Genomic DNA, 19658 nt, shown 5'->3' with positions numbered 1-19658 from the left:
TCCCTAAGACAATACCGCTTTAATCAGCGAAGAAATCTATTTTTTTACTGGAGGAAGTAGCAGGATCTGAAGTTAGATCTATCACCGGTGCCAGCTCTACCATTAGATCCTGGGCGGATATATCGCGTACCGGTCCTAAGGCGGCCTTCAGACCCTCGGCAGTTCGCCGCGCTACCGCCTTGCCGGACAGATAACCTACCCCGGCACCAATCCCGAAAGGAATTAGGCGTCCGGCGATCCGGCCGGCAGTGCGCCGGTATAGTTTCTTAGATGCGTATTTCATCAGGGCTTTGTTTACCTGCCCCAAGGTGGGGGAGGAGAGGTTCTTCAGGGAGGTGCGTGCCCAAGCTAGAGTGCTGAGTCCCAACTGATCGGAAACAATCGCGGCGCCCTCTTCACCTAGCAGGCTAGATAGCACTAGGGCTCGGCGTTGTTCCCGATCGGCAGGACGCACTCCGTGCAGGCGGGAGACCCCCAAAATATAGATGGTGGTCTGCACGGCGTAGGCCGCTAGTTCCCCGGCAGTAAGCCCCAACGCCACCCCGGTGCCACCCCCCGGCAGAGCCGCTCCTGCTCCCACTGCAGAGGAAGCGTAGGCGGTGCGTTTAATGTATTGCTTCGTTAATATCTTTTCCAGATCACCGGCATCTGCCTGCGGATTAGCCTTGGCTAGTTGTAACAATTTGTGGTCAACATGTTCACCAGGAATGTCGAGGACTGCATCCACTACTTCCCCAAAACTAGAGGCGTGACGAACTTTGGTCACCGACTCGCGCAGCGCCGCCGCCAGCTGTTTTTGGGAGACGCGATTCTCGGAGCGAAAAAACTGGGGAGTTTTAAAATCAAACATCTAGGGGTTCTCCTGGATAACTTAGTAGTTGAAGCGGATACGATTGAAATAGCTTATGGTTATTTAGGGTAGTCGCCTGTGAGGGACGTGGCGAGCCTGAATGCAAATTAGGTACCGTAGAAAGGAAGAACGCTTGCGGGATTTCGAGCTAGAAGTTGAGTATCCGGCCTCGCCAGCAAGGGTTTGTCAAATGCTCACTGATCCGCAGTTCTTGGAGTTTCGCTGGAGGCAAATCTCGCAGGTTAAATGTGAAGTCCAGGTGGAACAGGCCGGTAGTGAAACTTTTGTGTCCCGAGCAAAAGTTGACCTGGCGGAGCTAAAAACTCCAGCTGCCTACGCGCGGTTACTTCCCGACCAGCTAGAGATCGAAGTGGTGGAGAACTGGCTTAGCAGCCCCTGCCCCGACCGTATTGCTCACGGCGACTTTGAAGTGCGCTTCGGCAAGGTTCCGGTGCAGGTAAAAGCCAAGAGTCTTCTGGAGGCTTCCCCGCAGGAGGCGGAGAAAACCTTGCGAAAGATTTCCGGAACGCTCCAGGTGAATATGCCGCTTATCGGGGGGAAAGTCGAACGGGAACTTCTGTCGCATCTGCAAATTTTTTCTGGGGGAGAAGAAGCAGCTGCGCGACTTTGGCTGGCTAATAACGCTGGCTAAGAGGCTTTCAGTCAGCTTAAAGGCTTAACAAATAGCTCCCGGATTCCGTAAGCGGGCACCTAGCATAGACTGGTAGTCGTGAGTGGGATGCGAGAATTGATCCGCCAATACGGTAAGGATCTATCAGAAAGCGATATCGACCATCTACATATGTTGGTTGGGGACTGGCAGGTACTCTCTGACATTGGCAGTGCTGACCTGATTTTATGGATACCTGATGACCAGGGGCGTTTTGTAGCGATTGCACATGCTCGACCCGGATCGGGGTTTACTATCCATCTTGATGATGTGGTGGGGCTATCAGCTTCTCCGAAACGTTCAGCGATGCTAGCTGCAGCTTTTGCCCCTAATTCTGGGCCAACGGTGCCCGAAGTTCGGTGGGCGGGATCCTATTCGGTGATTGCCAGCGCCCTTCCGGTACGCCATAACGGGCGAGTGGTGGCGGCACTTACTCAAGAGGTAAACATTCAATCTTTGCGGGTTTTTGAACAGCAAGAACAGTGGTTTCACAGAACCGCGAATCTCTTGTGTGAAATGATTTCTGATGGAGTTTTCCCTAACACTGCTATTCCGCCGGCTACGACTCACGGGATGCCACGCTTAATCGATGGTGCCATTAATTTGGATGCTGAAGGGCGGGTGCTGGATCTTACCCCGAATGCCCGATCCTGTCTGCGCCGCCTGGGGGTACGTGAAGAGGTTAATGGGGCGGTTCTGGCGGAACTAATCACCGAAGTGATTCAAGAGCAGACTGAGGTAGATGAGGCTCTACCCGTGGTGGTTATGGGGAAAGCGTCTTGGGTATCAGAAGTAGAATCTTTTTCCGGGATTATCTCTTTTCGGGCGTTGCCGCTAGAACAGGATGGTAAACGGATCGGCGCACTATTGCTGTGTCGGGACGTAACGGAGATGCGTCGCCGCGAACGTGAGTTGATGACTAAGGATGCCACTATTCGCGAGATTCATCATCGCGTCAAGAATAATCTCCAGACGGTTTCTGCACTTTTGCGTATGCAGATTAGACGTTCGGAATCCTCAGAGGTGCAAGCTGCACTGGGGGAGGCTGAACGGCGGGTGGCGGCGATTGCCCGCGTACATGAAGAACTATCGCAAACCGTGGATGAAACCGTCGAGTTTGACAATATGATCTCTCGACTGTTGCGGATGGCGGCCGCCATGGCGACTACCGACCAAGCAGTGGAAACTGCTTTTACCGGCAGTTTTGGGATGGTGGATGCCGATGCGGCCTCGGCGTTAGCGGTGGTGATTTCCGAGTTGGTGGCCAACGCGGTAGAACACGGCTTAGGCCAGCGCGGTGGCAAAGTAACCTTGGAGGCTAAACGAGATGGAAACCAACTGGATGCGTGGGTGCGAGATGATGGATGCGGTCTGGGGGATGAGCCTCTAAACGGACTTGGGACGTCGATTGTACGCACTTTGGTGCGCGGTAATTTGAAAGGCACTATTGAGTGGAGTTGTCCCGAACAAGGTACCCAGGTTCATATCCACGCCCTAGTTCAGGAGGCGGTTAATTAGATGGGAAAATCACGTAAACGACGGGGCTGGCCCCAGCTGCCCGCGCCTTTGGCGGGCAAAGTTGTAGATAACCACACCCATTTGCCCCTGTGGGAAGAGCAGATTCCCCTGGTAGAGGGGGTGCGGCTGAGTCTGGCAGAACAACTGGAGCGGGCGCAAAAAGTTGGGGTAAGCGCCCTGATCACCTCAGGCTGTCAGGTAGATGAGCTAGCTCCTACCATTCGGGTGAGTCAGGATCATCCCCAGGTGTTTTGCGCCTTGGCAATTCACCCTAATGAGGCGGCTTTACATGCGGAGGTGGTAGCTACCGCCCCCGATGGGCAAACTTATCAGCTGCAGCCTTGGCACGAACAATATTCCCTTGAAGAAGCGGTTGAGCAGGTATATGAGGCCGCAACTTCTTCAACTAAAACGGTAGCTATAGGGGAGAGCGGGCTAGATTATTTCCGTACTTCCCCGCAGGGCAGGCAGGCGCAACAACAGGGTTTTCGAATGCATATTTCTTTAGCGAAAGAACTGGGATTGCCCTTGCAGATTCATGACCGGGAGGCGCACGCGGATACTATTCGGATTCTGCTCGAGGAAGGCGCCCCGGAACGGACGGTGTTTCACTGCTTTAGCGGAGATAGTGAGATGGCGCAGGTGCTAGCGGACAATGGTTGGTATGCCTCGATTGCCGGACCGGTTACCTATAACGCCAATGAGTGGCTGCGCGAGGCGGCGCGGGCGATGCCTTCTTCGCTTTTGCTGGTAGAAACCGATGCTCCCTATTTAACGCCCCATCCGCATCGCGGGCAGCCGAATGCCTCCTATATGACGGTGTGGACGGTGCGCAAATTGGCAGAAATCACTGGTTCTACGGAAATCGATATGGCACAGCAGCTGCTAAATAATACCCGCGAGGTTTATGGAGGGGCGGTCACGGATTTCGCTGATTAGGGGACGATTAAAGCATCTTCACAAACCTGGGTTTAGGTATTAAAATAAGTGCTGGTATTCCGATAGCTGTAGGTCACAAACAGGTAGTAATTTTATAACGATCAGGTTACAGTTAGAGGGAAGTTAGAGATATTACCGAGTCCTCGGTACCAGCGACACAGTGAGGAACCACGTGAGCAGGAAACATCGACGCACCAGCGCGAAAATGACGGCGATCTTTGCTGGTATCGCCGCCGTCATCGTCTTGGGTGGGGGTGTCGCCGTGGCCAGCGAATACAAGACGGTCACGGTTACGGTTGATGGGGCTAGCCGCCAAGTACAAACCATGAATCGGACTGTGGAACAGGTGGTTTCGGATATGGGAATCAAAGTTGGTCAATACGACCAGGTGGTACCCGCCCTCGATACTCAGATGTCTCGTAACCAAAAGATCAAAATTGTCCATGCTCGTCCGGTGGTGTTACAAGGAACCAAGGACGCGAAGATTGATTGGGGAGTAGACGACCACGATGCTCCCAAGCTAAAGGCAACTTTCCGGGTTGACGGCAAGGAAGTTAACGGTACCTACCAAGAGGGCGCAGATCCGCGGGTAGCAGCGCAGGCCGCCGGGATTGAATTAGCCGCTCTGGATCGGGTAGTCGTGGAGGAAACCCGCTCTGATGCAGCCACTATCAAGGTTTCTCGCGTGGAGCGCGGGATCACTAAGCAGGAAAAGGTTTCAGCTCCTCCCGTTAAAGAAGTAGCAGATGAAACCTTAGCGCCCGGAACCAAAATCGTAGAGGATGAAGGCAAAGAAGAAGTCACTTCGAAAAGTACTTTTGTCGAAAAAGTTGATGGTGCGGTGGCTTTCCAATCGCCAGAGCAAGTAACTACCCTGGTTAAAGCCGAACCGAAGATCGTGCGGGTGGGGCCGGCAGATACTTCTACCTCAGAAGAAGCTGACTATGGACCGGTAGTACCTGCAGGTCAGGCACAAGAGATCGCCCATGAAAAGGTAATTGCTCGCGGATGGTCTGAAGGGCAGTTTACCTGCCTAGTTAAGCTATGGAACCGGGAATCGGGATGGAATGCGGCCGCGCGAAATCCCAGTTCCGGTGCCTATGGGATTCCCCAGGCTCTGCCAGCGGGCAAAATGGCTTCTGCCGGTGCCGATTGGCGTACGAACGCCGCCACCCAGATCGAGTGGGGACTAGGTTATATCGCGGGACGCTACGGTGACCCCTGCGGTGCCTGGCAGCATTCAGAACGGGTCAACTGGTACTAGTAAGCTAGAGGAGTGGAAAAAAACCTCCCAGTTAACTTGCTGACCGCCAGCGTGATCCATCAGCTGTGCCACAAGCTTAATATCCGTCCAACCAAACAGCTGGGACAAAACTTTGTTACTGAGCCTAGCGCTATCCGTAAGATCGTGCGGGAAGCGGGCATCCAGCCTGGCGACCAGGTGCTGGAAGTTGGCCCGGGGTTAGGATCGCTAACTTTAGGTCTGCTAGAAGCCGAAGCCCAGGTAGTGGCCTGCGAGATCGATTCGCGGCTCGCCAGTTTTTTACCGGCAACTATTCGCGCTCACGCCGCGGGCGCTGCCAATAACCTGTACTTGATTCAAAAAGATGCATTAAAACTAGTCCCGGCAGATTTAGCGGGATTAGCTAGTATTGCCGAGGACGCTGAGGAGGCTGGGAATGAGGACGGGGACAGCATCTCGGTTGCATCCTCCACCGCAAGTAGAGATTTTTCCCCGCAGGTTTTGGTATCTAATCTGCCCTATAACGTAGCAGTGCCCGTATTGCTGCATTTATTTGCGTCTTTCCCCAGCATTGAACGCGCTTTAGTGATGGTGCAAAAAGAGGTAGCCCAGCGTCTTTGTGCCCGCCCCGGCACAAAGATCTACGGGGTGCCGAGCGTGAAAATCGCCTGGTACGGTAGGGCACGGATGGGATCCGATATTTCTCGGCGCGTTTTTTATCCGCAACCGAACGTGGATTCGGCGCTGGTAGAAATTACTCGAAAAACCCAACCCGGCTTGCCCTCCCCAGGAGTGAATAAGACCGAGGACGTGTCAAGTGAGGCAGCATTAGGGACACAGGCGGGGGCAACAGCGCCACAAGCAACTGAGCGGGAACCAGTTTTCAATCTGATTGACCAGGCATTTGCCTCCCGGCGCAAGATGCTGCGGGCAGGACTCAAAACTTGGGCTCAGCCTTTAGCGGCGGTTCCCCTGCTAAAAGCCGGGGGAATCGATCCTACCCAGCGCGCAGAAAACCTGGAGATCAAGGATTTTGCGGCACTTGCCCGGCTGCGGAAGGCGCTACTTGCAGGTTTTGAAAATCTAGCGGAGAGCGTGGCAACTCCCGGCGAGCAAATCCCTACAGAAGCAGTAACCGCGCCTGATGACACGCCTAATTGCGACGCTAACGCCAAAGGGAAAACCGGCATTGCCAGCGCGAACGGTAAAATCAATCTGGCTTTGGCTTGCGGCAAGTCTCTAGATGGCTACCACGACCTCGCAACGGTATTCCAAGCGGTGAACCTGCGAGAAACCGTGAAGATTACTTTGCGGCCCCGCGATATTGAGTTGCAGACGTTTTTTAGCGCGCCCCCTGGGGCGGTGGGTTATGACAGTGCTCGTGATCAAGAGGCGCTTGCGGACTTAGATCCGCTTAACAATCTCGCAACCCGGGCGTTTTTGCTGGTAGCCTCCCGTTGTGGTTACCAAGGGGGAGCTCGAATCCAGGTGACAAAACAGGTACCGGTAGCAGCCGGTATGGCGGGCGGATCTGCTGATGGGGCAGCGGCATTGCTGGCCGCTAACCAGGTACTGCAAGCCGGACTTAACCGAAAGGAATTAGCCGAACTAGGAGCAAGCCTGGGAGCGGACGTGCCCTTTGGTCTTTATGGGGGAACTTGTTTTGGGGATCGTCATGGGGATCGGATTACCCCCTTGCCGCCCGCAAAACCCTTACACCTAGTGGTCGCGGTTTCCCCACAAACTCTGCCTACCCCGCAAGTTTTTAAACAATTTGACCAGCAGGAAGCGGCGCGCGCTTCGCTTCCAAAACTAGCGGATTTAGCTGCGCTGCTAACGGCAGTTTATACCGGGGACTTTGCGGCTTTAAGCGAGTTAGTTTTCAACGATCTGCAACTGCCGGCGTTGAAACTGCTTCCCGAGTTAACCGCAACTTTAGAGGCGGCGAAAGAGCAAGGGGCGTTGCCCTTTATCTCTGGTTCCGGCCCCAGCGTGGCCTGTCTGGTAGAAACCGCAGATCAGGCAACTAAATTGGCGACCTCACTGGCGCAGCTAGAGCAGGTTGCCTATGCCTTGCCGCTGGCTTTTAGCGCTGGTGACCCCGATATAGCTGGAAAGCAGTGGTTAGCGTGAGCGTTTTTCTAGCCGGAACCCATGAAGCCGGCGCCCTCGCCGGACCGCGACGTCTCCTGGAGGGAATAACTGTCAGCTTGTCTCCCGGGGATCGCATCGGGATTCTAGGCCCTAATGGAGCGGGAAAATCGACGCTATTGCGTCTGCTTAGCGGAACTCAAGAACCCGATAGTGGCAGTGTTACCTATGCCCCTGAGGTAAGTTTTGCGAGCCTTTCTCAACAGCAGAGGCTCGATCCCGCTCTTACAGTGAAACAAGCAGTTCACGGCAATATACCCGACTACCAGTGGGCATCTAAGCCGCATTTGCGGCAAATCGATGAGGGAATCCTGCCGGATATAGATCTGGAGACCAAATGTGGGGAATTGTCTGGGGGACAAGAACGCCGGGTAGCCTTGGCACGTACCCTGGGCAAAGATGCCCTCATTTTGGCTTTAGATGAACCCACTAACCATTTAGATGTAGAGGGGGTAGCTTGGCTAGCTGACTACCTCAATAACCGGGTCGGATCCGCAAACGGGGCACTAGTGGTGGTTACCCACGACCGGTGGTTCTTGGATGCAGTTTGTAACCGGATTTGGGAGGTAGTTCCCGGAGTTGATCCCGGATATGGCCGGGAGCAGATTCCCGGCCACGTGGAGGAATATGAAGGCTCCTATGCTGCCTATGTGCTTGCCCGAATGGAACGGGCAAGACAAGCCCAAGTGGCGGAAGAAAAACGCCAAAACCAGTTGCGCAAGGAACTTGCCTGGTTGCGGCGGGGAGCCCCGGCGCGTACCTCGAAACCGAAGTTTCGCATTGACGCTGCTGAAGCCTTGATTAGCGATGTTCCCCCTTTGCGTGACAGCGTAGAGTTAGTGCGCTTGGCCTCCGCACGCTTGGGTAAGCGAGTGATCGAACTAGAGGACGTATCTTTTTCCTATCCCGGATCAAAGCGAAAAATCTTGAATCAAGTTACTTGGCGACTAAATCCCGGAGGGCGAGTAGGCGTAATCGGGGTTAACGGCGCGGGTAAATCCACTTTGCTGGGGATAATGAGCGGAGAACTTACCCCTAGCGCCGGCAAGGTTAAACGCGGAAAAACCGTACAGTTGGCCACCTTAGAGCAAACTCCCGAAATCCCTGGTATGAATCCCGATTTACGAGTAGTGGAAGCAATTTCCCAGATTAAAGAGCGAATCCAGTGGGGGGAACAAGAAATAACTGCCGCCAAACTGGTAGAAAAACTAGGGTTTAGTAAAGAGCGCGCCTGGACGCGGGTAAGTGATCTCTCCGGTGGGGAAATGCGGCGGTTGCAGATTGCTTCCCAGCTGCTGGCAGAACCTAATGTACTAATCCTGGATGAGCCCACTAACGACCTGGATACCGATACTTTGGCGCAGCTAGAGGATCTGCTCGATTCTTTCCCCGGCACCCTGGTGGTGGTTAGCCACGATCGCTACCTGCTGCAGAGGTTGACCGATTCCCAAGTGGCGCTGCTGGCAGACGGTACTTTAGCGGCGCTGCCCGGCGGGGTGGAACAGTATTTGCAGCTGCGAGCCACCGCCCAGAAAACCGCAGGCGCAGGTAAGGGGACTAACGCCAATAAGACCAGCGGTCAGGATAGCGAGACAACTAACAAGCAGGCGCAAAAAAGCGGGGCTGAGATTTATCGGGTACGCAAAGAGCTTTCGGCGATTGAAAAGAAACTGGATAAGCTGCAACAACAGCTCCAACAATTAGATCATGAGTTAAGCGAAGGGGCAGCCGATACTTCCCCGGAGGGATTAGCGCACCTGCAAAAACTTAATCAGCGCCGCGGCCAATTGGTCAGCGAAGCCGAAGAGCTGGAAGAGGCCTGGTTGCGCCTGTCAGAAACTTTGGAATAAGCCGGGGTTGTCCCGGGTGCCCCGGCTGGTAGCTAAAAACAGCCCGTAGGGGGAGAGGTAGTTGAAAAGTCGCCGGCTTAGCGCAGAGGGCGCACCGGGGTGCCCTCGAAAGGTAGCAATAATCGCCGCAACAGGCTAGATAATTCTTTTCTTTCGTCCTCGTCCAAAGGAGCTACTAACTCTGACTCGCGCTGCAGCAGTTCCTTGAGCGCCGAATCGACCCGCGTAACCCCCTCTTCGGTAAGAGTTACCAGCACTGCCCGGCGATCATGCGGGGAAGGGGTGCGTTTGACTAGCCCCTTTTTTTCTAAGCGGTCAATCCGGTTAGTCATCGTGCCGGAAGAAACCAAGAGTTCCTGCAACAAGGTGCCCGGGGTTAAAGAATAGGGGGCGGCGGCGCGGCGCAGCACCGACAAAACATCGAACTCCCACGGTTCCATACCTTGAGTATTGAAGGCTTCTTTACGCGCCAAATCCAAGTGGCGAGCCAAACGCGCAACTCGCGAATAAACCTCCATAGGAGATACATCCAGATCGGGACGTTCAATCTGCCAAGCAAGGACGATACGGTCGACTTCGTCAGTGGCATCGGAGGAATTATTCTGTGAAATCACAAGCTAAGTTTACTTGAAGTCGAGACAATGGTCTATGTCTGATTGTCATGAATATGGTCACGAAGTTAGGTTTACCTAAAATATGGATCTGGACACAGAAAATGTGTGCTTTTGTCGTATTTTTTATTTTTACTCCCTGGGGTTCTAATGCCGGTTAGCTCTCGCTTTTCCTGTTGGCGTGGAGTTACTTCCCGGAACTGGGGTGGCAGAAAGGTCGGCAAAATAATTCGGAACAACTGCAGGGGAAGGGGCGCGGTTTTAGGAAACTTTTTCGAATGTGTAAGATAGAGGAAGTATTCCGCCCTGGTGTATAGGTAACACGCGGGCTTTTGGTGCCTTGAGAGCCGGGTTCGAATCCTGGGGGCGGAACTGGCATTTCGAGTGCCTACTATTTCCAATCCGGCTACCTGTAAGGGGTCAAATCGTGGAAAATACGCCGTCTGCAGCGATTGTTTTAGCAGCTGGTAAAGGTACTCGGATGAAATCTGCTCGTCCTAAAGTTTTGCACCCCTTGGCAGGTAAAGCACTATTGGGGCATGCTTTGGATGCAGTTGCTGCCTTGGATCCCACCTCATTATGTGTTGTAATCCGCCATGAACGGCAAGCAGTTGCCCAGTATGTTAACCAGTATTATCCACAGGCAGTCTTAGCTGATCAAGATGAAATTCCGGGAACCGGACGGGCGGTGCAATGCGCTATCGATAAACTGGCGCAGCAGGGTGAACTAACAGGTACCGTGGTTATCACTTCGGGTGATGTGCCCCTGCTAGAAAGTTCTACCCTGGAAAAATTGCTGGAAAGCCACCAGCTATCCGGTAATCAGGTGACGGTGCTAACCACCCAGGTACCAGACCCCAGCGGATACGGGAGGGTAATCCGTTCCGATTCGGGCGCAGTAACCGCCATTATCGAGGATCGTGACTGCAATGAAGACCAACGCAGTATCCGAGAAATTAATGCCGGGATCTATGCCTTTGACGCCCAATTCTTAAACCAGGCACTTTCTGGCCTCGGTACCGATAATGATCAGGGCGAGGTGTACCTGACTGACACCATCGCCCTGGCGGCTAGTAACGGGCGGGCGGGAGCCTATCTGATCACTGACTATATGCAGGCCGAGGGTTGTAATGACCGGGCTCAGCTCGCAGGATTGCACCGCGAATATAACCGGCGGATCCTGGGCCAACTGATGAAAGCGGGGGTGAGCATCGTTGACCCCGAAACCACTTGGATTGAAAAAAGCGTCAAGATTGCTGCCGATGCCCTGGTTTTGCCCGGATGCGATTTGCATGGAAACACGGTGATTGCTCCCGGAGCGGAGATTGGGCCGTTTACTTCCCTCACCGATGTAAAAGTTGGGGAGGGCGCGCGGGTGCGTAGGTGCGATTTACGGACGGTAAATCTTGCCAGCGGTTCCAACCACACATGCGAAACCAATCTCTAAGACGCATGAGGACTTGTACAATCAAAATAACGGTATGGCGATTTTAGCCGAAAATGAAAGGTAACACGCAATGACGGGGATTAAATCTGCAGGTCAAAAACACCTTTTGATTGTGCCGGGACGGGCATACCCCGAACTTGCCCAAGGAATTGCTGAAGAGCTCCATACTGAAGTGCTACCGACCGTTGCCTATGACTTTGCCAATGGCGAGATTTACGTACGCTTCTCGGAGTCAGTCCGGGGGGCGGACTGCTACGTGGTGCAATCCCATACTGCACCTTTGAACAAGTGGGTAATGGAACAGATGATTATGGTGGATGCCCTCAAACGGGCATCGGCAGCGCGCATCACTGTAGTAGCGCCCTTCTTCCCCTACGCGCGGCAAGATAAAAAACACCAGGGGCGTGAACCGATCTCTGCTCGTCTAATCGCCGATCTGTTTAAAACTGCTGGTGCTGATCGGTTGATGAGTGTCGACCTGCACGCCGCCCAGGAACAGGGATTCTTTGACGGCCCCTGGGATCACCTTTATGCGCAGCCGGTACTGATTGATTATGTAAAAAGGCGGGTAGACCAAACCAATTTGACGATTGTTTCCCCCGATGCCGGCCGAATTCGGGTGGCAGAAAAATGGGCAAATAAACTCGGAGGCTGCGAACTAGCTTTCGTACATAAGACTCGGGATACCACCCGTCCCAATGTGGCAGTCGCCCACCGGGTGGTAGGTACGGTTGAGGGTCGCACCTGCGTTCTGGTTGATGACCTGATTGATACCGGCGGTACTATCGCGGAAGCAGTGAAAGTGTTACTGCATTCCGGGGCGAAAGACGTGATTGTAGCGGCCACTCACGGGGTACTTTCTCCGCCCGCTGCCGAGCGTCTTTCTACCTGTGGGGCTCGTGAAATTATTGTTACCGACACCCTGCCGATTTCAGCAGATAAGCGTTTCCCGCAGCTAACGATCCTGCCAATCGCGCCCCTGTTAGCTAGCGCGATTCGCACCGTGTTCGATGATGGCTCCGTAACCGCCCTCTTCGATCAAGAATAGAAATCCTTTGGCAATAAATGTGAGTTGCCAAACCTTTAGAGCCTCCGAGTTTACCTGACCGGTTGTGGACTATATCCTAAAGCTAGGTTGCCTCGGCGAGGGCGCATCTGCGCCGTTATCGACGTGGCCGTGGGGAAACCCACGTCCTCCGGGGTTCCGCAAATATCTGTAATCCTAAGGAGGAGCGTAAATATGGCTTCAGAGCTATCTGCACAACTACGTAATGAAACCGGTAAAGGCGCAGCGCGTCGTGCTCGTCGCGCCGGCCAGATTCCGGCGGTACTCTATGGGCACACCGTAGAAGAAAACCTGCACCTTAACCTGCCGGGACACGACACTTTCCTGATCGTAAAAGATAACCCGAACGCGATTATTAACCTAGACATTGACGGGGAAAAACACCTGGTACTGTTAAAGGAAATCCAGCGTCACCCGGTACGCCGCGATATTCTGCACATTGACCTGCTAGCGGTAAGCCGCGACGAAAAAGTGGAAGTGGAAGTTCCGGTTACGGTTACGGGCGAGCCCGCCCCGGGCACCGTGGTCAACCTGGAAATCTTCGACCTGCCGGTACAGGTATCTCCGCTGGAGATTCCCGAAGAAATCGTTATCAACGTCGAAGGCTGGGAAGAAGGCCACGTACTACGCGCTGGCGAGCTAGAGCTGCCTGCAGACGTAGTCACCACGTTGGACGACGATCACGACGTACTCTCGATTACTCTGCCCGAAGAAATGCCGGAGGAGCCGGCTGCGGAAGCGGGCGAAGAAGGCGAAGAGGCTGCTGAGGAAGAAGCTAAGGAAGAATCCGAAGAGTAACCACTGCTTTTATGGTTCGGGGAGGGCGGTAGCCCTCCCCGAAACCAATTTAGTGGGGTAGGACGTTAATTTGGGGGTTGAAATGGAGTCATCTTGGCTGGTGATTGGCCTGGGTAATCCAGGAGAAAAATACGCGGGAACCCGCCATAATGCCGGTCATCTGACGATTGACCACTTGACGCAATCCCAAGGAGAACAGCTACGACGCCATAAAACTGGTTGCCAGGTAGCAAGCTTACATCTGGGCATACCAGGCAGTCCTGGACCTACGGTGCATCTGGCGAAGCTGGATTCCTATATGAATACCTCAGGAATTCCCACCGCTAAACTGGTGAATTTTTTTGGAATCGATCCTACCCAAAATCTGCTGGTAGTCCACGATGAACTCGATTTAGTGGCTTACGATTTACGGCTTAAACGCGGAGGAGGTGAAGGCGGACACAACGGTCTGCGCTCCATCAGTCAGAACCTGGGAACTAAAGACTATGCACGCCTGCGGATCGGGATCGGTCGTCCTCATCCGAGGCAAGATCCCGCTGACTATGTGCTTTCCCGTTTTCCCCGCGGGGAACAAGGATCCCTTAACGAGGCTTTAGAGCGCGCTGGACAAGCGATAACCGAAGTGGTGACCCAGGGTTTTGTCCGGGCGCAGCAGCGTGTGAACTCTCACGCTATTTAGTACCGTTAAATAGGCAGCTAACCTAGTTACCGGCTGAGGCCGGGCTGATCTTTACCTTCGCTTCTTTCGCGTCCAAGCCCGGCAGCGGCCCCGCATCATGCCCTAATTGGGCTTGTAAATCAACCAAACTAGCCAGGGTGGGAGATAGTAGAGCTTCTTGCACATCCGGAACCAGGGGAAGTAAACCCATCTGCACCTGGCAGGCAAGCCCTAACCCTTTCGCAATTGCGGACTTATCGGCACCGCTAAAACCGGAGTAGGGCTGATAAGCCGCTTCACGCGGATCAGAATCTAACTGGGCAACTAGTTGTTGTATCTGGCGCAGCAGCAGGGGAGTGACCACGTTAGAAACCAGGTTTTTTAACTGCACATCCTGGCTATGCGCAACGTTTTTCTCGATATTAAATCGCAGGGAATCTAGTTGTTTAATACTGCGGGAAATCTGGTTTTTTTCCTGCTGACTTAAGGGTGTATTGGCCCGCTTCTGTGGGGTTTTGGCGGCTGGTGTGGCGCGGTGCCACTTTCCTTCCCGGTAGCTTTTCGCCTCCAGCGGGGTGGTTTTGGCAGGCGGTAGCGTAAGAGAAGAAGCTGCCGCGATCTGCTTATTTTCTCGCTCCATCGCCACCCCGGTAGCGAATAGCACTTTTGCTAAGTCCTCGGTTTCCTTAGCACGCGCGGTATCCTCCTTGTCGCCCTCACTAGCTGCTAGCTGCTGGCGCGACAGTAAAGTAAGTGCCCCGGCGTCATTTAAGATATCAGCCTGGCAATTAGCCAGTTTATGGACTAAAGCTTGCCCATTTCCGGGGACGCGATAGTCGGCAGGCTCTGGCAGGGTCTCTGGTTTTTCTCTGCCCGAAAGTTTCACTTCCTGGGTGGGCCAGCGTTGCCCCAGGACTTTACTGCGGGCTGTGAAGTGATTTTTAAAAGCCGCTAACTTTGGGTCAGAGCCAAAAACAGTTTCGATGCCACTAGCAATCGCTTCTTGACAGTAACTGGCACGATAGCGTGCCATCTGGGTTAGGCTTGCGTTCACTGCGTCGCTGGAACCATCATCAATCCGCACCCCGCAGCCAGAAAGGCTCAGCGAAGCAACTAATAGCCCAGTAAGGGGAATAATCCAGGTTTTCTTCATCAAAGTTAAGTTTGCCACGGGTAACATGTTTTTTGAAATGATAAAACGGTAAGGCGAACAAGAGACGAGGAAAAATGACGAAACCTAGAACCAAGTTGGAAAATAAACTTGTTGATCTGCTGCGCCCAGATTGCGAAGCGGTCGGCCTTTACCTAGAGGAAGTATCGTTAAAGCGCGCCGGGAAATACACCCGCCTGGTGGTAACGGTAGATTTACCGCGCGGATCGGGCGCGGTGAATGAAGAACAGCTATCACAAGTAACTTTGGAGATTTCCCGGCATTTAGATGAAGTTGACCCGATTAAAGGAACCTATAACCTGGAGGTCTCTACCCCGGGAATCGAGCGGCCCTTAAAGGAGGAACGCCAATTTTCTAGGGCAATTGGACATCGGGTAAAAGTGAAAATATGTGATGGTACCCGCGAAGAGGGTAAGCTGGTGGATACAACAACTGAAGACATCGAATTGGAAACTGCCACTGGCCGGCGCACTATCGCTCTAACAGATATTACGCACGCCCAAATGGTGGTGCAGTTCTAAGGCTCGTAAGGAGCATCATGGATATTGATATGGCCGCTTTACGGATGGTAGAGGCGGAGAAGGGCGTCAGTCTCGATACCCTTATGGCTGCTATCGAAGACGCTTTACTAAAGGCGTACCACAATGCCCCGGGAGCACTTGAGGACGCGCGAGTAGAAGTCGATCGCAAAAATGGCCATGTAATGGTGATGGCAGCGGAAATCGATGAAGACGGCAATAAGATCGGCGAATTCGATGACACTCCTTCGGGGTTCGGACGGATCGCTACTACCACTGCCCGCTCCATTATTATGCAGCGGCTGCGGGAAGCCGAGGACGAGCAGGTACTGGGCTCTTTTAGGGATAAAAAGGGCGAAGTGGTTTCCGGGATTATCCAGCAGAGCCGAGATAAAGATATCGTGGTGGTAAAAGTTGGCGAATTCGAGGCGGTTTTGCCGAAAGCCGAGCAGGTTCCAGGCGAGCAATATCGCCACGGGCAGTGGATCCGGGCAGTAGTAGTAAAAACTATGATGGGTGAAAAAGGGGCACGGATCGAGGTTTCGCGTCGCCACCCGGATCTGGTGCGGGGGCTATTTTCTCGGGAAGTCCCCGAGATTACCTCGGGTGATGTGGTGATCGAGTCGGTGGCGCGAGAAGCTGGCTACCGTACCAAGATTGCGGTGCGTTCTACTCGTCCTAATATCAATGCTAAAGGGGCTTGTATCGGGCCGATGGGACGGCGGGTACGAGCCGTGATGAATGAGCTTAACCACGAAAAAATCGACATTGTCGACTATTCCGAGGACGTGGCTACTTTCGTCGCTAATGCGCTCTCACCTGCGCATGTTACGTCTGTCACGGTAGAACCTGCCGAGCATGTATTGGCACATGTGGTGGTTCCAGATTTCCAGCTATCTTTAGCTATCGGCAAAGAAGGACAAAACGCGCGTCTAGCTGCTCGTTTAACGGGAGCGAAGATTGATATTAGGTCTGATATGGATCTTGAAACCGCCAGTGAGGAAGTGCAATAGCCGATTTCTATGTGCTCGCCCTACTGTAGGTGGCTTCGGCTTATTGCAGTCAAGGCGCTAGTATAGATATCGGAACCTAACTTTGGTTGCAATGGACGCACCGGTTCTAGGCCTTGCCTGACCGGTGCTTTCTTGTGGCTAGGCTAGGGTCGTTTAAGTAAGGTTACCGGCATCTACCCCCAGTGGATGCCCGATACAGGAAAGCAGGGTTGGAAGCTGATGGTCACCCGATGAGCAACCAGCGATGATCTGCCAATTTAAGCAATAGCCTGCTCCATGCTGGGCAGGCCAGCAAGGAGAATTGTGGCAAAACTTAGAGTTCATGAGTTAGCGAAAGAGCTCGGAACCACTTCGAAAATTGTGCTGCAGGCACTAAAAGAGTCGGGGGAGTTCGTTAAAAGCGCGTCCTCGACTATTGAGGCTCCGGTGGCGCGGAAAATGCGAGAGCATTTTGCCAAGCTAGCGGAAGAGGTCGAAACGGCAGCACCCAAGGTGAAAGCGGCAAAGAAGAAAGTCGCTAGTTCCGCCGCTAAAACCAAAGTCGCGAAGGCGCGGGCGGCAAAGGATGCGAAACCAGCTGCCCCCAAACCGGCGGATCGGGTCGAGCCGGAAAGTGAGGCGGATAAGGCACAGCCGGAGAATAAGACGGAAGCGCCTGCACCTGCTAAAAAACCTGCCACTAGCGCGGCGCCTAAACCAGGGCCGAAGCCGGCCGCTAAGCCGGCTGCGAAACCAGCCAAGGTGAAGGCATCAGAGAAGTCGGCGCGTCCCGGGCCTAAACCCGGTAAGACAGGCGCTAAACCTGGTCCTAAACCAGCTCCGCGTCCGGGCGGTCCGCGCCCGGGTAATAATCCTTTTGCTTCAGCGCAAGGAATGCCACGACCGGGCGGTCCGCGCCCAGGCAATAATCCTTTCGCCTCTTCACAGGGAATGCCGCGTCCCGGCGGCAGCTCTGGGCAACGGAAGAACGCTGGTCGGGGTCGTCCCGGGCGGGGAAATCGGCGTGGCTCCAGTGCCACTCCGAATGTGATGCCGGCGCATTCCGCGACGGCTCCGATGATGGATCAACCGGCTCCCTCCCGTGGTCAGCGCCGCGGCGGAGGCGGGCAAGGCGGTCCTGGTGGTTCGGGCGGTCCAGGTCGTCCCGGCGGTCACAAGATGAATAACCGTGGTCGCGGCGGTTTCGGTGCAACTCAAGGGGCATTCGGTCGCGGCGGATCCTCGAAAGCTAAACGCCGTAAGTCCAAACGCGCGAAACGCGCCGAGTACGAGCAACAAACCGCTCCCAAGATTGGCGGCGTGCAGGTTCCTCACGGGGATGGCTCTACGCCTTTGCGTCTGCGTTCGGGGGCTTCACTAGCGGATATGGCCGATCGGATCGATTGTGATCCCGCATCCTTGGTTACCGTGCTGATGACCTTGGGGGAGATGGCTACCTCTAACCAGTCTTTGGACGAGGATACTTTGATGACCCTCGGTTCGGAACTGGGCTATCAAGTACAGGTAGTTTCCCCCGAGGACGAAGACCGCGAACTGCTGGAATCCTTTGATATTGACCTGAAAGAAGAAGAGCAAAGCGATGAAGAGGACGCCTTGCCGCGTCCTCCGGTGGTTACGGTTATGGGTCACGTTGACCACGGTAAAACCAAGCTTTTGGACGCGATTCGCGATACCGACGTGGTGGGCGGAGAGCACGGCGGGATCACTCAGCATATTGGTGCTTACCAGGTAAACATTGATATGGATGATACTCGCCGCGCGATTACCTTCATCGACACCCCCGGTCACGAAGCGTTCACCGCTATGCGTGCGCGCGGGGCGGAAGTGACCGATATCGCGATTTTGGTGGTAGCTGCGGATGACGGGGTAATGCCTCAGACAGTGGAGGCAATCAACCACGCTCAGGCCGCGAATGTGCCGATTGTGGTCGCGGTCAACAAGGTTGATAAGCCGGAAGCCAACCCGGATAAAGTCCGGGGACAACTGACCGAATACGGTTTGGTGTCTGAGGAATACGGCGGCGACGTAATGTTCGTGGATGTTTCAGCTAAACAGCGTAAAGGCATCCACGAATTGTTAGAAGCGGTGCTGCTGACTGCCGATGCTGCTTTAGAGCTGAAAGCTAATCCGGATGCCGCGGCACGCGGGGTAGCGATCGAAACTCGCCTGGATAAAGGACGCGGCGCGGTGGCCACCATTTTGGTGCAGCGTGGTACCCTGCGCGTGGGCGATTCGATCGTGGTGGGCTCGTCTCATGGACGCGTGCGCGCTATGCTCGACGAATACGGTAACCAAGTCGAGGAAGCCGGCCCGTCCTTCCCCACGGCAGTACTGGGACTTACCAGCGTTCCGGGAGCAGGCGACTCCCTGCTGGTAGCCGAAGATGAACGTACTGCCCGCCAGATTGCCGATAAACGTCAGGCACAGCAACGTGCTGCTCAACTGGGCAAACGCCGCAAGCGGATTTCGCTGGAAGATTTCAATGCTGCTTTGGAGCAGGGCAAGGTAGATACTTTGAACCTGATTTTGAAGGGCGATGTCTCTGGTGCGGTCGAAGCTTTGGAAGACTCGCTGCTCAAGATCGATGTGGGCGAGGAAGTGCAGTTGCGGATTATTCACCGCGGCGTGGGCGCTATCACCCAAAACGATATCAACCTGGCCAGCGTGGACAACGCGGTAGTTATCGGCTTCAACGTTCGCCCGGCACAGCGCGTAGCCGAATACGCTGATTCTGAAGGCGTTGATATGCGGTTCTACAACGTTATTTACCAGGCGATTGAAGATGTCGAGAGCGCTATGAAAGGTATGCTCAAACCCATTTATGAGGAAAAGCAGATGGGTATGGCAGAAATCTTGCAAGTGTTCCGCTCTTCCAAGTTCGGTAATATCGCCGGTTCGGTGGTGCGTGAGGGTCTGATCAAGCGCGGCGCGAAAGCTCGCTTGGTGCGTGACGGCGTGGTAGTGGAACCGGAACTGCAGATTTCTTCTTTGCGGCGCGAAAAAGACGATGTCACCGAAGTTCGCGAAGGCTTCGAATGTGGTATTTCGCTCGGATTCAAAGAAATCAAGGTCGGAGATCAAATCGAAACCTGGGAAATGGTGGAGAAACCGCGCGATTAGCATTACTGGTCGGTTTTCCGGACGCCGGGATGGGG

At 54.2% G+C, this 19658-nt stretch carries 16 protein-coding genes and 1 tRNA gene; 14 read left to right on the top strand and 3 right to left on the bottom strand.

What is annotated here, in order from left to right:
• Positions 1 to 19: 19 nt before the first annotated feature.
• Positions 20 to 850: a hypothetical protein gene (locus ACZ5BI_RS06190; protein WP_316086830.1), complete on the bottom strand. Its 831-nt coding sequence runs from the start codon at positions 848 to 850 to the stop codon at positions 20 to 22.
• Between the two features lie 100 nt (positions 851 to 950).
• On the opposite strand from ACZ5BI_RS06190, the gene ACZ5BI_RS06185 reads away from it, so the two are divergent.
• The 6 genes from ACZ5BI_RS06185 (at position 951) to ACZ5BI_RS06160 (ending at position 9221) form a co-directional block, all read left to right on the top strand.
• The gene (locus ACZ5BI_RS06185; RefSeq protein WP_464895872.1) at positions 951 to 1502 is read left to right on the top strand and encodes a DUF2505 domain-containing protein; all 552 of its coding nucleotides are present in this window, start codon (positions 951 to 953) and stop codon (positions 1500 to 1502) included.
• Between the two features lie 87 nt (positions 1503 to 1589).
• Positions 1590 to 3038 carry a sensor histidine kinase gene (locus ACZ5BI_RS06180; RefSeq protein ID WP_024058476.1) on the top strand — a complete coding sequence of 483 codons (1449 nt, stop codon included), beginning with the start codon at positions 1590 to 1592 and terminating at the stop codon, positions 3036 to 3038.
• Positions 3039 to 3977, top strand: coding sequence for a TatD family hydrolase (locus ACZ5BI_RS06175; RefSeq protein WP_412585412.1), 939 nt, complete (start codon positions 3039 to 3041; stop codon positions 3975 to 3977).
• 172 nt (positions 3978 to 4149) lie between these two features.
• Positions 4150 to 5241 carry an aggregation-promoting factor C-terminal-like domain-containing protein gene (locus ACZ5BI_RS06170; protein WP_412585413.1) on the top strand — a complete coding sequence of 364 codons (1092 nt, stop codon included), beginning with the start codon at positions 4150 to 4152 and terminating at the stop codon, positions 5239 to 5241.
• Between the two features lie 12 nt (positions 5242 to 5253).
• Positions 5254 to 7353: a 16S rRNA (adenine(1518)-N(6)/adenine(1519)-N(6))-dimethyltransferase RsmA gene (rsmA, locus tag ACZ5BI_RS06165; RefSeq protein WP_316098765.1), complete on the top strand. Its 2100-nt coding sequence runs from the start codon at positions 5254 to 5256 to the stop codon at positions 7351 to 7353.
• Complete coding sequence (locus tag ACZ5BI_RS06160; protein WP_316098768.1) at positions 7350 to 9221, top strand: ABC-F family ATP-binding cassette domain-containing protein; 1872 nt, start codon at positions 7350 to 7352, stop codon at positions 9219 to 9221. The genes rsmA and ACZ5BI_RS06160 overlap by 4 nt, the downstream gene beginning before the upstream one ends.
• Positions 9222 to 9298: 77 nt before the next feature.
• Here the strand turns inward: ACZ5BI_RS06160 and ACZ5BI_RS06155 are convergent, their stop codons facing one another.
• A complete protein-coding gene (locus ACZ5BI_RS06155; protein ID WP_278610475.1) occupies positions 9299 to 9835 on the bottom strand; it encodes a MarR family winged helix-turn-helix transcriptional regulator in 537 nt (178 codons plus the stop codon).
• Between the two features lie 297 nt (positions 9836 to 10132).
• On the opposite strand from ACZ5BI_RS06155, the gene ACZ5BI_RS06150 reads away from it, so the two are divergent.
• The 5 genes from ACZ5BI_RS06150 (at position 10133) to pth (ending at position 13822) form a co-directional block, all read left to right on the top strand.
• Positions 10133 to 10204 (top strand) — tRNA-Gln (locus ACZ5BI_RS06150).
• Between the two features lie 55 nt (positions 10205 to 10259).
• On the top strand, positions 10260 to 11279 hold the full coding sequence (locus ACZ5BI_RS06145; RefSeq protein ID WP_316086919.1) for a bifunctional UDP-N-acetylglucosamine diphosphorylase/glucosamine-1-phosphate N-acetyltransferase GlmU: 1020 nt from the start codon (positions 10260 to 10262) through the stop codon (positions 11277 to 11279).
• A 70-nt stretch (positions 11280 to 11349) separates the two neighbouring features.
• Entirely contained in the window at positions 11350 to 12327 is a 978-nt protein-coding gene (locus ACZ5BI_RS06140; RefSeq protein ID WP_101929165.1) for a ribose-phosphate diphosphokinase, read from the top strand.
• Positions 12328 to 12519: 192 nt separating this feature from the next.
• Positions 12520 to 13143, top strand: a complete 624-nt coding sequence (locus ACZ5BI_RS06135) for a 50S ribosomal protein L25/general stress protein Ctc (RefSeq protein WP_316099416.1) — start codon at positions 12520 to 12522, stop codon at positions 13141 to 13143.
• An 82-nt stretch (positions 13144 to 13225) separates the two neighbouring features.
• Entirely contained in the window at positions 13226 to 13822 is a 597-nt protein-coding gene (gene pth / locus ACZ5BI_RS06130) for an aminoacyl-tRNA hydrolase (RefSeq protein WP_316087571.1), read from the top strand.
• Between the two features lie 22 nt (positions 13823 to 13844).
• On the opposite strand, the gene ACZ5BI_RS06125 is transcribed toward pth, so the two are convergent.
• Positions 13845 to 14972 (bottom strand): hypothetical protein, encoded by a 1128-nt coding sequence (locus ACZ5BI_RS06125; RefSeq protein ID WP_412585351.1) that lies wholly within the window; start codon positions 14970 to 14972, stop codon positions 13845 to 13847.
• Positions 14973 to 15028: 56 nt separating this feature from the next.
• Here ACZ5BI_RS06125 and ACZ5BI_RS06120 point away from each other — a divergent pair, with 56 nt between their 5' ends.
• From ACZ5BI_RS06120 to infB, 3 genes are all read left to right on the top strand, one after another.
• The gene (locus ACZ5BI_RS06120) at positions 15029 to 15493 is read left to right on the top strand and encodes a ribosome maturation factor RimP (RefSeq protein ID WP_316087095.1); all 465 of its coding nucleotides are present in this window, start codon (positions 15029 to 15031) and stop codon (positions 15491 to 15493) included.
• A gap of 17 nt (positions 15494 to 15510) precedes the next feature.
• On the top strand, positions 15511 to 16503 hold the full coding sequence (nusA, locus tag ACZ5BI_RS06115) for a transcription termination factor NusA (RefSeq protein WP_464895871.1): 993 nt from the start codon (positions 15511 to 15513) through the stop codon (positions 16501 to 16503).
• A 303-nt stretch (positions 16504 to 16806) separates the two neighbouring features.
• Complete coding sequence (gene infB, locus ACZ5BI_RS06110; RefSeq protein ID WP_464895870.1) at positions 16807 to 19623, top strand: translation initiation factor IF-2; 2817 nt, start codon at positions 16807 to 16809, stop codon at positions 19621 to 19623.
• Positions 19624 to 19658: the final 35 nt, after the last annotated feature.

Source organism: Varibaculum sp. GTC20041, assembly GCF_055387755.1.
Note: the sequence above shows the minus strand (reverse complement) of the source record. Positions and strands in the feature narration are given on the sequence as shown.